Consider the following 13,397-nt stretch of genomic DNA (forward strand, 5'->3'; position numbering starts at 1 on the left):
TAAAATATAAAAACGATGAAATAGTAAAAGGGTACCCAAACAACGGTACCCCTTCATATGATCTAAAAGAAACCAAGTTTTTTCTGGTCGTAGGAGATCAGCATATTTTTGACATGGCGGTAATGATCCAGCATCATTTTATGATTTTCCCTTCCAAATCCAGATTTTTTATAACCACCAAACGGAGCGTGGGCAGGGTAAGCATGGTATTGATTAACCCAAACCCTGCCAGCCTGAATGGCACGCGGCACCTGATATAACTCATGTGCATCGCGTGTCCAGACGCCGGCACCTAAACCATATAGGGTATCGTTGGCAATTTCAATTGCTTCATCTACAGTTTTAAACGTCGTCACACATAATACGGGCCCGAATATTTCTTCCTGGAAGATCCTCATTTTATTGTGCCCTTTGAATATGGTCGGCTGTATATAATAACCTGAAGAAAGTTCACCGGATTGCTGATTGATTTCTCCACCTGTTAATAATTCGGCACCTTCTTCTTTACCAATTTTTATATAAGATAGAATCTTTTGATATTGTTCGTTTGAGGTCTGCGCACCCATCATACTATCTCTGTCCAGGGGATTTCCTGTCTTGATTGCTTCGGTACGTTCGATTACCCTGGCAATGAATTTATCGTAAATACTTTCCTGAATAAGTAATCTTGATGGGCAAGTACAAATTTCACCCTGATTAAGCGCAAACATTACAGCTCCTTCTATAGCTTTGTCGAAAAAGTCATCATCTGCGTCTGCAACAGATTCAAAGAAAATATTAGGGGATTTTCCTCCTAACTCCATTGTGGAAGGGATAATATTTTCGGCAGCATATTGCATAATTAACCTTCCGGAGGTTGTACTGCCAGTAAACGCAACTTTGGAAATCCTGGGAGAAGTAGCGAGTGGCTTACCTACCTCAATTCCATACCCGTTTACAATATTCAGAACCCCGGGTGGCAGAAGTTCTCCTATTAATTCCATTAATATAAGAATGCTCACTGGTGTCTGTTCCGCAGGTTTAACTACTGTACAGCAGCCTGCCGCGAGTGCAGGGGCAATTTTCCAGGTGGCCATTAACAGTGGGAAATTCCATGGGATAATTTGTGCGACTACACCGATAGGCTCTGAGAGGGCAATGCTTACTGTATTTTCATCGTGTTCGGCAATTGTACCTTCGTCTGCACGAATCACTCCCGCAAAATAACGGAAATGATCTGCAACTAATGGAAGGTCTGCGTTTAAGGTTTCCCGAATAGCTTTTCCGTTTTCTATGGTTTCTACAGTTGCGAGGAACTCCAGGTTATCTTCAATTTTCTGTGCAACTTTTAGCAGGATATTGCTTCTGTAAGCTGCAGAACTTTTACCCCAGGTTTTGAAAGCTTCCTGAGCGGCATCAAGAGCCAGTTCAACATCTTCCTTAGAGGAACGGGCAGCTTTGGTGAATACCTGACCATCTACCGGTGAAATATTATCAAAGTATACGCCTTTAACCGGTGGGACAAATTTACCACCTATAAAATTATCATAGTGAGCTTTGAATACTGGTTTTTTGATTTGTTGTTCCATAATTGTATATTTTGGTTATTACAAACCTAAACTGATATCCTATCGTTAGATAGGAGTATAGTTTCAAAGCATAGCATTATCTAACCAAAATTCGATTATCATGCAGCACAGATTAGAACTTATTAATTTAAGCAGGCAGCAGAACCTGCAGACGCTGGTAGAAAACAGGACTGTATATTCTCTGGAACGATGTGAACTTAATGTTTTTGAAACTTATACGGAATCTCTTGAAGTCCCTTTAACATTTAATGATTTGGTTATTACCAGTATGTTACGCGGCAGAAAGGTTATGACTATCCCAGGGCTGGAAAAATTCAATTATTTGCCGGGTGAGACGGTGATAGTTCCCCAGGCGCAGACCATGAATATAGATTTTCCAGATGCAACAGCTACCGATCCTACACAGTGCATTGCATTAGCAATCGACCGCCAGCAGATTCAGCAGACTTTAGATTACCTGAACGAATTTTATCCCAAAGCAGATTCTTCAGAATGCTGGGCTTTGAAAGAGGAAGGCTGTCATTTCGCTAATAGCCAGGAAATTGCCTACCTGATTAATAAGGCTGTTCGGATTTGTTCTGAAAGAAGTATTGAAAAAGATATTCTGGCCGACCTGACGATGAAAGAATTGCTCGTCCGGATTATGCAAAAGCAGAACCTTCGCTCGCTGGTAAGTTCAGCAGGTGCATATGCCTCCAGCCCCCTTGCATTTGTAATTCAGTATATAAAGTCAAACCTTGGAGAGAAAATAAACATGAACATGCTGAGTGAAAAAGCATGTATGAGTAAATCGACATTTTACAGGTTATTTAAAAGAGAACTCGGTATTAGTCCAAATGATTATATCCTGAAAGAAAAGATCAAAAGGGCAAAACAGTTATTGAGTAATCCAAGGTCAAAAATAGCGGCTGTTAGTTATGAATTGGGTTTTAGCGATGCAAATTATTTTATAAGGATTTTCAAAAAGATAGTTGGTATTACGCCAGGTACGTACCAGGTGCAAATTTGCTCTGCCTGCGAATTTGATTTTTAGCAAACCGCTGCTCAATAATTATTATCTTCCGGCAGTTCAAGCTAAATATCAACCAAATATTGTATGAAGTTCCAAAAATGTTATCTAATAACAGGCTGTCTATGGCTGGGCAGCTTTTTTTCTTATGCCCAATCTGATCAGCAAATTCGCTTTAATCAACCTGCCACACATTTTACTGAATCTTTACCCTTAGGAAATGGTCGTCTTGGGGCTATGGTTTTTGGCGGTACAAGTAAAGAAAGAATTGTTTTAAACGAGATTTCAATGTGGTCCGGAGGGGTAGAAGACCCTAATCGTTCAGATGCAGCTGCACATTTACCTGAAATTCGCAGCTACCTGCAGCAAGGGAAAAATAAACAGGCACAGGACATTTTGCAGGAATATTTTGTGAGCGCCGGTAAAGGTTCAGGTTCGTCTCAGGGAGATTCAAAATACGGCTGTTACCAGATTTTATCCGATTTATTCATTGACTGGAAAGACACCACAGCTACAGTAAACAATTATAAAAGAACGTTATTACTTAATAAGGCATCTGCAGTTACAGAATGGGAGCGTAAAGGAGTTAAGTACAAGGAAGAAGTAATCGTTAGCGGTCCTGAGCAGGTTATTTTAGTCAGACTGACTGCGAGTGATGCAAATGCGCTGAACTTTACATTTAATCTCTCCAGAAAAGAAAAGGCGGTTTTTAAAGCCAGAGATAATCAGATTACGATGACCGGACAACTTTCTGGTGGAGATGGAGAGCCTGGTATCCGCTTCTCTGCCGTCGCCCGTGCAATTACAGACAACGGTAAAGTTCGTGCAAAAGGAGATGCTGTTGAAGTTAGTGGCGCAACGACTTGTTTGATTGTAATTAGTGCGGCAACAGACCTGAACTGGCCAAATGTAGAAAAACGGGGTGCTGATCCGGCGATTGCAGTACTTAACAACGTAAATAAAGCTGCGGGAATGAATTGGCAAGTTCTGCAGAAGAATCAGGAGAAGGACTTTCGCGGGTACTATGACCGCTGCACACTTCAGCTTGACGCATCTGGAAAAGATGTCCCTGAGAACTGGTCAACAGGAGACAGACTAAACAATTTTGCTAAAGGTGGTGAGGATACAACTTTACCTGTCCTATATTTTAATTTCGGACGTTATCTTTTAATTTCCAGTTCAAGACCTGGTGGTTTACCGGCGAATTTACAGGGTTTATGGGCAGAGGAATATCAAACTCCATGGAACGGAGATTATCATTTAAATATTAATTTACAGATGAATTACTGGCCCGCTGAGATCACCAATCTTGCAGAGATACACAAGCCTATGATAGAATTCACTAAACAACTGGTGGGACCGGGAACTAAAACTGCAAAGACTTATTATAATACGGAAGGATGGGTTGCTCATGTGATTGCCAATCCTTGGAAGTTCACTGCGCCTGGTGAAGGTGCAGCATGGGGATCGACCCTATCCGGGGGTGCCTGGTTATGTGAACATCTATGGCAGCATTACCAGTTTAATCCAAATTTAGAAACCTTAAAAGAAATTTATCCCGTGCTGAAGGGTGCTGCGCAGTTTTATAAGGGGATACTTATCCGTGATCCTGAGACAGGGTTTTTAGTGACGGCACCTTCCAATTCTCCGGAGAACAGCTACAAAACTGAGGACGGCTTTGTAGGGCAGACCACCATGGGACCGGCAATGGATATGCAGATCGGACGGGAACTTCTGGGAAACACGATTACTGCCGCAAGATTATTGGGAAGGGATCTGAATTGGGCAGACTCCCTGGCGAAAATAGTCAAAGACATGGCACCCAATCAGATCAGTAAAAAAAATGGAGGTATTCAGGAATGGATCAGGGATTATGATGAAGTAGAAATTGAACACAGGCATGTGTCGCAATTATACGGTTTATATCCTTTTGATGAAATAAACGTACTGGAAACCCCGGCTTTAGCAGAAGCAGCTAAAAAGACACTGGAAAGAAGAGGAGATGGCGGGACAGGCTGGTCCAGAGCCTGGAAAATAAATTTCTGGGCCCGGCTGGGGGATGGAGATCATGCGTGGAAAATGTTTAAATCTCTTTTAAATCCATCATATGAAGATCCTGCTAAAAAAATTAAGTCTGTTCCTGGTACTTATGCAAATTTGTTTTGTGCTCATCCACCATTTCAGATTGATGGTAATTTCGGCGGTACAGCTGCCATTGCAGAGATGTTGCTGCAGAGTAATGGGCGAGATGCGGTGATCCGGTTTTTACCGGCATTACCTTCGGCTCAACAGTGGAGTAAGGGAAAGGTAACCGGTATGCGTGCCAGAAATGGATTCACGGTCGATTTTGAATGGGACCGAAGTACATTAAAAAAAGCGCAGGTAATTGCGGGTATTGATGGAATCTGTCAATTGGTATTACCACCAGAAATGGTTATTCTGGACGAAAAGGGAGCGCCTGTACAAATCCAACGAGATACTAATGGGGTTGTGAAATTTAGTACGCTTAAAGGGAAGATTTATCAATTGGTTACCGGGACGTAAACTTTTTCAAACACAGGATGTTAGACTAACAAACAAATAAAATCTCATGAAGAAAATAAGCTTTATTACTTTGTTATTGCTGGCACCTTTTTATTTGCTGGCTCAGGACCTGGCCGAAGCTGAAGTACCCCGGGTTGTGGTTAACGTTTTTCATAAAACTTTCCCAAAAGCCACTAAGGTGGAATGGGAGAAGAAGATTGATGGGTATAATGTTGAATTTGACATTGGCAGAAGAGACCATGAGGCATGGATTAATGATCAGGGGCAGATTGTCAAGCATAAAAAAGAGCTAAGATCTTCTGAGTTACCAAAACCTGTTCGGGATGCAATTGCACAGCAATACAAAGGATTCCGCATTGATGATGCTGATCAGTTTGAAATGGGTAAGAAGTTTTATTATAAGGTTGAACTGAAGAAATCCCCGGAGGAGAGGAAAGTGATTTTCGATCAGGGAGGGAAAGTAAGCGCTGTAAACCTATAAAAAAACAGGGCAGCCAAAATATTGGCTGCCCTGTTTTTTTATAGGTAATTTTTATCCTTTGATAATTGCTGGAATCTCTGCAAAATCGGTAATGGTAAAATCGGCCAGGATTCCGGTTTCGAGGATCTTTTCCGGATCTTCTTCCCATCCCTGACATTTAAGCCATATGACTGGGCATCCGACAGCTTTTGCCGGAACAATATCTTTTCCAAATGTATCTCCGACTACCATGCATTCCTCAGGTGCAAAACCAAGCGCATCTACACCCAGTTGGTAGATTTTCGGATCAGGTTTTCTACAACCGACGACAGCAGATTCTATGACTTCTTTGAATAAATGTAAAATGTCAAAGTCCCGGAGTACGGTATGCAGATTTCCATAAAAATTGGAAACCATAACAAGCGGATATTTTTCAGCAAGTTCTTCCAGAGTCCTTTTGGTTACACTGATCGTGTCGGCTGCAAATTCGTTGCAATGTGCTGCAATCATTTCTATAGCTTCAGGATTCGTTATGAAACCTTGTTCGTTTAAAAATTGAAACTGTTGACCGACCTTCAGGCGCAGGACATCAAGGAAGTTATGTTCTGGTTTAACCATTGCTTTCAATGCCAGACTTCTTTCACCAAATGTATAAGCCTGGGAGAACAAGGTTTCAGGAACTTCAATTCCAAAATGCTGATAGGCATTTTTCAATACCACCGCCCAATGAATTCCATTGGTATCTATTGTTCCGCCGTAATCAAATAAAAGTCCCTTAATCATAAAATATGTTTTATATAGCTATTGTAATTTAGAATCGACTCCTTTTTGTCTGGCCAGTCTGATCCAGATAAAACCGATCATGATCCAGACAATTTCCCGGATTCTCATAATTATACCAATAAAGATACCAGCTTCTGCTGGTAAACCAACTGAACGCAAGGCAAGAGCAAGACCGCCCTCACGTACACCCAGCTGCATTGGGAAAAAGAAAATGATGTTAGCGAAAAGGGAAGACGCAGAACTGATAATTAAAGCTTCCATAATACTCATATTCAGCCCAATGGCAATTGCCGTGAAATAGATCTCAGCACAGGTAATTACACGTGCAAGAATTTCATAGAGCAGTGATTTTAAAAATCGTGATTTACGTTCTGCATATAAAATTCTGATCTGATCGTCCACCTCATGCAGTGACTCTGATTTCTCTTCTAAAAATTTAGTGGCTTTGTGTTTAATAAAAGGCACTTTCTGCAGCATTTTGAACGTACTCACAGTAAAACCTTTTTTATAGATGCTTAGAAACCAGAATGTGATTCCCAACCCGATAAAAAAAGCAATAATACAGCCTGCTAATAAAGTATTATCCAGCGGTACAACTGCAAGAATCAGAAATATAGAAAGCAGCCAGAAAATGATGTGTGAAAATACGTGCATCATACCATATAGCAGAACTGAAGAGGTCGCTTTATGAATACCCAGTGTTTTTTTGAGTTCCATGATCCGGTATGGCTCACCGCCCAGAGCTACAAAGGGCGTAATATAGTTTATAGCATAACCAGTTACCGTGAGGCGGAGAACGGTCAGAAATGGAAGATTTGAATGTGGAAGGGCAGGTTCCTGGATAATCTGGCGGAAGGCCATCGCATTCAGGATATAAATAAGTAGCCAGCTACCGATAATCGGGAAAAACCAGAAGCCTGTTTTTTCTATATCACTCACAATTTCTGCGAGTCCCAATTTATAGATCATGTACCCCAGGGTAAAGATACCCAGGATCATAAAAATGAGCTTATATAATTTACTGTTCATTAAGCAATGGCTGATAAACGCTGATAAAAATTACCACTAATCTTTTCCTGACGTCTTACCATATAAATTAAGATTGTATTCAGAACAAGCAGGTCAAAAACAAAATATAACCAGGTCTGGTCAATAAACAACCACAGGAAAAGGAAAATAACCCTTGTGTTAAACTGTATAATATTCGTTAGCCTCATTAAAGGTTTATTCTGTGCATTAAAGGCCTGAAGCTCCTGAGCAGGAATTTTCATATCGAATTTAGACTTCATCAATGCAAGTAACCTTTGCAGTTTTGGAGAGCAATTTTCCTGCAAACGGGTATAACCCATGTACCCTCTGGCTACAAAATTCAGAAAGAAATTAGTATTTGCCTTATTCAGATCATATTCTTTTTGCAGATCTGCGGAGTTATCCAGTTCACTGCCGCTTACGCCTTTAATAAAATAAAGATGGATATTCCTGTAATAGTCTGCCATCGCAGATTGAAATATGTGAGATACTCCTGCACCGATTCCCAGCACCCAGACCCAGGCCGGCCACCCAGCATCCATTAATCTCAGGCAAAGTGCAATGTGGATAGATGTAAACCAGAAATCGCCTGCAAAACCATCCAAAATACGACCTAGTCTGCTTTTGTTATTTGTTATTCTTGCCAGCTGACCATCAGCACTGTCCAAAGAGTTTGCAAAAACAAGCAGGAGCATACCGATTACATTCAGCCACAGCTCAGGGAAATAAAATAAAATACCTGCACCGACTCCGAAGAAAATACTGATAATCGTTACCGCATTAGGAGTAATCCCGAGTTTTGCACAAAGTAGTGCTATACGATAGCCTATAGGCCGGTAGAAATAGATATCTATTTTCTCTTCAGTATCATTCGATTTCAAAGTGCTCTCAAAGGAAACGTCAGGTTGCACTGGTGGTATTTGTTGAGCTTTCATTAAAGATGTGCTATAAAATTATCATACAAGCATTGCGCAATGTGTGGTGCTGCGATATCCCTGCACGGTGCAAAGCTAGGCCAGTCATTGAAATCAATGATGTGGAACTTGCCTTCGCGGTCGACAATGGCATCACCGCCATAAATATAGATATTTAAGCCAATAGCCGCAGCATCAGCTGCTTGCATTAATGTATCAAGGTTAAAAGGATAATGTGCAGTAGCTGAGTTTATTTGCTCATAGCTGCTGTATTTATGATGATTATGATCGTAAGGGTAAAAATGGTGGAAGAACTGTGAACCCCTGATTCCATAAAACTTCACGAGATCACCTGGCAGATTCTGGGAAATAACAGCATCAGGAATTCCTCTGAGATTAAATTCCTTCAGGATATACCGGCCTTGCTCTTCCGACTCAACGTAGGTAACGTCTTCTTTGTGAATTGCATGAAAATCACCTCTTTTGATCCAGTAACCTTCACCCGGTAAATCTGTAAATGCATCATCTCCGGGCTCATCTGTCAAGACAATTCTGCTTTTAGGATAAGGGATATTGTTTGCAATTAGTGCATTGGTCATATTGGTGCGGAAACAGTTTTCAATCCCATATCCGGAATTAATAACGATTTTTCCACTTTCTTCCAATGACTTTAGCTTTTCGACCACAACAATTTCTCTGGCCATCGCGAAAATGAAACGCTCTTGTACATCGGTCATTTCCATCAAATCGTTTTCAGTACAGATATTAACCGTGCAACCCATTTTTTCAAGTGCCGTTACTGTAAGGTTAAAGATCGCCTCATCATTACCGATATGGTTTGGAGAGAATTTACTACCACGTTTGACGCCCAGTAAAGTTATTGGTTGTATATGCACTGCTTAGGATTGGATTTCTGTTAAAAACTGTTCGGCTTTGGTAATATCGGAAAGATGATCTACATCCATGATCTTGCTGAAATTATAAGCTTTAAGCTGTAAACCACTTTCGATCATTAAACGTTGAAAGTTTCTCATCCGGTTTAGATTTTTGTCTATCGCGGTCGATACTGTGCTGATCGCCGATTGGCGAAGGCAGTAAATTCCACCTGAAACTGAAGGTGAAAATGAAACCGGGGCGTCTGTAATCTGGCTGATTAGCGACTTTTCATCGAAATCGACATAAAGGGGGCTTTCATCATCAATAAAGGTTGTTACAGCCAGAGAACCGTCTAATTGCCCGTTTTCACGGAAGTCCTGGATATAACCTGCAAATTCTTCCGGATCGAAAATAGTATCTGTCGTACTCAGGCAAACTTCGTTAACTTCAGGGGAAGCCTGTAAAAGTTCGTGAAAACTATGTAAGGAACTTGGGGTAGTTTTAGTGATGATCTGTAAAGGAACCGGCAAGCTCAGCTGTTGCAAATGCGCAGCAAGTTCTAACGAGGATTCGTTGATAATGACAGCAATTGAGCTGGCGTTATTTGCCAGAAAAATGCGGATCAGGCGGTCAATCATCATCTCACCGTTAATCTTTACCATTGGTTTTAATCCCATATAGCCTTCATTGGAGAGGCGGGAACCTTCTCCTGCGGCGATTATTGCAAATAACATAAGTCTTTCTAAAAATAATTTTTGGCAGTAAACGTTATTTAATGACTAATAAATAGATAAAATAAGCAATTTACAGCACACCAGCGATTTCTGTTTCTCGAAAAAAGCTAAAATATGAGGCAAAGGTAATAAAGGTGGCCCATAAATTTGACTGAAAACATAAAATAGTCAGTCATGTTTCAATGCGGATAAATTTATGGCAATTTAACGACAAATTAACGTGCGTATTTTTTGACTAGATCGTCAATGATGGATGCGGTCTCATCCGGGAATTCCAATTGATGTTGTTGAGATTCTTTTACCCATTTAAGAATTACAGGCAGCCAGTCGTGATTACTGCCCCAGATTACAGGAATGCCAAACTGTTTAAGTGCATAAGCATTACACTGCTGCTCATATTGAAATTTCATGGGTACCACTAGAAGCTTCTTGCCTAAAAAGAGCGCTTCTGCCGGCCCTTCAAAACCACCACCTGTCAGAAAGCCTGTACAGCTCGCTAAACTCTTGTTAAAAGCGGCGTTCTGTATCGGAAATACGCTGACATTTCCATCTGAGTAAGCACTGGAAATATGTTTAGAGAAGATCTCCCACTTTACGTCAGGTATTTGTTTTAAAACAGGTACCAGCCATTTATCGGCGATCGAAGGCAGATATACGGTGTAATGGCCGAGATCTGATATCTCTAAACGCCGGATTTCCGAGCGTATAACCGGCGTATAAATAAATTGGTCGTAACGTTTAAAATGAAAACCAATATAGTGGCTGGCGGGGGCGTAATACTTCATGACCAGTTGCGCCCAGTCGATGCTTTTGGATTTAGGTACCAGGGGAGACTGAAAAGCGGCCTGATGGCTGAGACCCACACTTTCTATACCCTGTAATTTACAGGCCCAGGCGGAAACCGGTTCGAAATCATTAATAATCAGATTATAGTCTTTCAATGGAAGGCTTTGCATGTCTCGGAAAAACCTGCGCAGGTTCATTGATTTCCAGGTTTCCCAATGATGTACACCACCTTTCCGGCCAAAAACAAAACTGAAGCCATGAAAGCGGTATTTTACCTCCTGATCCAGCTGCATATCTGCCTGAGTACCGCTTACCAGCAAATCGACCGTCCCGTATTTCTGCAATAGAGGAACGATTTCTCTGGCCCGGCTAATATGACCGTTTCCGGTTGCCTGAATGGCGTACAATATTTTCATCCGCGCCGAATATCTGTAAATTTTATGCTTCTGACAATTAGAAATTGAAAAGAGCCAGAATTTTAGTACCCGGCAGTGGCAACCATTGCGTTCAGCTCATCCTCCATTTTCAGATAACATTCGAGTAAACGGATCTGATTGGCAGCTCTGTTTAAATTGTGACCCGGATAACGTGATCCATAATAAACATCTTCACTTAAATAGTCCGTCAGGAAGCGGATGGCCTGCATATAAATGAGGAATTTTCCGGAATAGATGAAATATTCCTGTTCTTCAGCAGTTAAGACATTACCCATTTCCGACATATAACCCGCATAGATGGCTTTGAAGAACGCTTTGCGGACGTTTATCTGACTGAGATCTGTCTCTTCTTCGTTAGCAGAAGAAAGGTAGGTACGCATCATATCTCCAACATCACTTATAAAGTATCCGGGCATAACAGTATCAAGATCTATCACGCACATTCCTTTGTTTTGCTGATTGAGCAACACATTATTAATTTTAGTATCATGATGAACTACCCGCACCGGAATCAGATTTTCACTGACGATTTTCTCATAAGTGTCTACAATATCGCGATGATCCTGGATAAAGCTGATCAGGTTTGAAGAACGGGCCTTTCTTTCTGCAGAAGCATTTTCCAGCGCGGTATTAAATTGCTGGTAGCGTAAACTAAGATTGTGAAAATCGGGGAGTGTGATTTTTAACTGGCTGACGTCAAAATCCTGCAGCACGCGGGAAAATTTACCAAATTGGGCAGCACCTTCAAAAGCCTCTTCCGGTTGAGTAAGCACATTTAAACTATGGGAGTTTTCTACGAAGGGGAAAAGCCTGAAATAGCCTTCTTCGGTATGAACCAAGGATTCACCAATTAGCGTAGGTAATGGAGAAATGAACAGATATTCGGGATTGTTCTTCTCCAGATATAGCCGAAGTTTATTCAGGTTCTCATCTATATCCTCCGGGGTTTTAAAAACAGATGCATTAACCTGCTGCAGAATATAGTTTCCGGCTACCGTTTTTATTTTCCAGGTTTTATTGATTAATCCATCACCAAATAATTGAATTTGCGAATTTGAAAGATGATTTCCGTATTGGGCTAATATTTGGTTATGCATATAGATTTAGGAATGATTGTTCATAAAGACATCAAACCAAACTTAAACAATTTCGTTAGGAGATTTTTGTGCAAACGGTTGTGTAATTATTTATTTTTACCTGTTACCAACTCAGATTCTACAACTACTTTATACCAGGCCTGTTCTGTGCTGTTATCTGGTTTAGGGCTGTTAATCAGATCGAGAAGAATATCTGCAGCCTTTTGACCTTGTTTAAATGGAAATTGTTCTACCGAGGCAATCGGTGTGTTTTCCATGTATTCTATAATAGGCAGGTTAGCATAACTTACAAATTCAATGTCCTTATTGATCTTCAGGTTCTGTGAGCGTGCATAACGCATGGCGAAGAGTGCGACATAGTCGTTAAAGGTAACAACAGCAGTAGGTTTACGTTTATGGTGAATAAATGTATTCATTGCCTGAATGGTATCTTCTTCTGTCAGGGCTGTATGAATCATTAATGAAGGATCATATTTAAGGCGGTGCGAAGTCATCGCTTTGATATATCCGTTTTTACGTTCTGCACTGGAGGTCATATTGGTCGGACCATTGATCATCCCAATAGTCCTGTGCCCTTTTTTCAGCAGGAAGCTCACTGCCTCGTAAGTTCCGGTTTCCAGGTTAGATGCTACGGAGTGAATGTTTTTTATGGCAGGGATACGATCGAAAAACACAATCGGAATCTGCAATCGGTTCAGTGCTTCAAAATGATCAAAATTTATGGTTGTTTTTGCTACTGAAATCAATAAACCGTCAACCCTTTGTGTTTTCATTTTCTCCAGTAATACTTTTTCCAGATCGGCATCGTCATGAGACTGGGCCAGCAGCACAGTATAATTACGTTTATAGGCAATTTCTTCAATCCCGCTGATTGCAGCAGAAAAAAAAGATTCAGAGAGTTCAGGCAAAATAACGCCAATAGTATGCGATTTTCCTTGAAGAAACTGGATTGCACGTTGATTTGGTTCGTAATTTAATTCTTTAGCTATTTTCCTGACCCGCATTTTTGTAGTTAGGCCAATACTGGGATGGTCATTTAGAGCGCGGGAAACTGTACTTACTGAAATGTCCAGTAATTTAGCAATTTCTTTAATGGTTGTTGGTTTAACCGACATGTATGCAAGTTGCGATTATCTTTTAATATTAAATAATTATTAACA

The 13,397-nt window shown here is 40.8% G+C and carries 12 protein-coding genes; 3 read left to right on the plus strand and 9 right to left on the minus strand.

The window, feature by feature from the left end; all coding sequences use genetic code 11:
• Window positions 1-62 precede the first annotated feature (62 nt).
• On the minus strand, window positions 63-1,568 hold the full coding sequence (locus BLR53_RS04620) for an aldehyde dehydrogenase family protein (protein WP_074587646.1): 1,506 nt from the start codon (window positions 1,566-1,568) through the stop codon (window positions 63-65).
• Between the two features lie 100 nt (window positions 1,569-1,668).
• On the opposite strand from BLR53_RS04620, the gene BLR53_RS04625 reads away from it, so the two are divergent.
• The 3 genes from BLR53_RS04625 to BLR53_RS04635 all read left to right on the plus strand — a co-directional run bounded on the left by BLR53_RS04625 (window position 1,669) and on the right by BLR53_RS04635 (window position 5,602).
• The gene (locus tag BLR53_RS04625; protein ID WP_037443582.1) at window positions 1,669-2,601 is read left to right on the plus strand and encodes an AraC family transcriptional regulator; all 933 of its coding nucleotides are present in this window, start codon (window positions 1,669-1,671) and stop codon (window positions 2,599-2,601) included.
• Window positions 2,602-2,664: 63 nt separating this feature from the next.
• The gene (locus BLR53_RS04630; RefSeq protein ID WP_074587649.1) at window positions 2,665-5,121 is read left to right on the plus strand and encodes a glycoside hydrolase family 95 protein; all 2,457 of its coding nucleotides are present in this window, start codon (window positions 2,665-2,667) and stop codon (window positions 5,119-5,121) included.
• Between the two features lie 46 nt (window positions 5,122-5,167).
• A complete protein-coding gene (locus BLR53_RS04635) occupies window positions 5,168-5,602 on the plus strand; it encodes a PepSY-like domain-containing protein (protein ID WP_074587651.1) in 435 nt (144 codons plus the stop codon).
• 51 nt (window positions 5,603-5,653) lie between these two features.
• Here BLR53_RS04635 and BLR53_RS04640 read toward each other — a convergent pair whose 3' ends face one another.
• From BLR53_RS04640 to BLR53_RS04675, 8 genes are all read right to left on the minus strand, one after another.
• Window positions 5,654-6,364, minus strand: coding sequence for an HAD family hydrolase (locus tag BLR53_RS04640; protein WP_074587653.1), 711 nt, complete (start codon window positions 6,362-6,364; stop codon window positions 5,654-5,656).
• Between the two features lie 18 nt (window positions 6,365-6,382).
• On the minus strand, window positions 6,383-7,393 hold the full coding sequence (locus tag BLR53_RS04645; RefSeq protein ID WP_037445269.1) for a lysylphosphatidylglycerol synthase transmembrane domain-containing protein: 1,011 nt from the start codon (window positions 7,391-7,393) through the stop codon (window positions 6,383-6,385).
• Entirely contained in the window at window positions 7,393-8,328 is a 936-nt protein-coding gene (locus BLR53_RS04650; RefSeq protein ID WP_037445272.1) for a CDP-alcohol phosphatidyltransferase family protein, read from the minus strand. Before BLR53_RS04650 ends, BLR53_RS04645 begins: the two co-directional genes overlap by 1 nt.
• Complete coding sequence (locus tag BLR53_RS04655) at window positions 8,328-9,203, minus strand: hypothetical protein (protein ID WP_234797528.1); 876 nt, start codon at window positions 9,201-9,203, stop codon at window positions 8,328-8,330. The genes BLR53_RS04650 and BLR53_RS04655 overlap by 1 nt, the downstream gene beginning before the upstream one ends.
• Window positions 9,204-9,206: 3 nt before the next feature.
• On the minus strand, window positions 9,207-9,917 hold the full coding sequence (locus tag BLR53_RS04660) for an NTP transferase domain-containing protein (protein WP_037445275.1): 711 nt from the start codon (window positions 9,915-9,917) through the stop codon (window positions 9,207-9,209).
• A 215-nt stretch (window positions 9,918-10,132) separates the two neighbouring features.
• On the minus strand, window positions 10,133-11,119 hold the full coding sequence (locus BLR53_RS04665) for a glycosyltransferase family protein (RefSeq protein WP_074587655.1): 987 nt from the start codon (window positions 11,117-11,119) through the stop codon (window positions 10,133-10,135).
• A 62-nt stretch (window positions 11,120-11,181) separates the two neighbouring features.
• The gene (locus BLR53_RS04670; protein ID WP_074587658.1) at window positions 11,182-12,237 is read right to left on the minus strand and encodes a phosphotransferase enzyme family protein; all 1,056 of its coding nucleotides are present in this window, start codon (window positions 12,235-12,237) and stop codon (window positions 11,182-11,184) included.
• A gap of 86 nt (window positions 12,238-12,323) precedes the next feature.
• Window positions 12,324-13,352: a LacI family DNA-binding transcriptional regulator gene (locus BLR53_RS04675; RefSeq protein WP_037445284.1), complete on the minus strand. Its 1,029-nt coding sequence runs from the start codon at window positions 13,350-13,352 to the stop codon at window positions 12,324-12,326.
• Between the last annotated feature and the right edge of the window lie 45 nt (window positions 13,353-13,397).

The organism is Pedobacter antarcticus (genome assembly GCF_900103515.1).
Classification (GTDB): domain Bacteria; phylum Bacteroidota; class Bacteroidia; order Sphingobacteriales; family Sphingobacteriaceae; genus Pedobacter; species Pedobacter antarcticus.

Excerpts from the sequence above, each read along its gene's own strand:
- BLR53_RS04630 (WP_074587649.1), top strand. The coding sequence starts at position 2,665 with ATGAAGTTCCAAAAATGTTATCTAATAACAGGCTGTCTATGGCTGGGC.
- BLR53_RS04675 (WP_037445284.1), bottom strand. The coding sequence starts at position 13,352 with ATGTCGGTTAAACCAACAACCATTAAAGAAATTGCTAAATTACTGGAC.
- BLR53_RS04665 (WP_074587655.1), bottom strand. The coding sequence starts at position 11,119 with ATGAAAATATTGTACGCCATTCAGGCAACCGGAAACGGTCATATTAGC.
- BLR53_RS04640 (WP_074587653.1), bottom strand. The coding sequence starts at position 6,364 with ATGATTAAGGGACTTTTATTTGATTACGGCGGAACAATAGATACCAAT.
- BLR53_RS04635 (WP_074587651.1), top strand. The coding sequence starts at position 5,168 with ATGAAGAAAATAAGCTTTATTACTTTGTTATTGCTGGCACCTTTTTAT.
- BLR53_RS04625 (WP_037443582.1), top strand. The coding sequence starts at position 1,669 with ATGCAGCACAGATTAGAACTTATTAATTTAAGCAGGCAGCAGAACCTG.
- BLR53_RS04660 (WP_037445275.1), bottom strand. The coding sequence starts at position 9,917 with ATGTTATTTGCAATAATCGCCGCAGGAGAAGGTTCCCGCCTCTCCAAT.
- BLR53_RS04620 (WP_074587646.1), bottom strand. The coding sequence starts at position 1,568 with ATGGAACAACAAATCAAAAAACCAGTATTCAAAGCTCACTATGATAAT.
- BLR53_RS04670 (WP_074587658.1), bottom strand. The coding sequence starts at position 12,237 with ATGCATAACCAAATATTAGCCCAATACGGAAATCATCTTTCAAATTCG.
- BLR53_RS04650 (WP_037445272.1), bottom strand. The coding sequence starts at position 8,328 with ATGAAAGCTCAACAAATACCACCAGTGCAACCTGACGTTTCCTTTGAG.
- BLR53_RS04645 (WP_037445269.1), bottom strand. The coding sequence starts at position 7,393 with ATGAACAGTAAATTATATAAGCTCATTTTTATGATCCTGGGTATCTTT.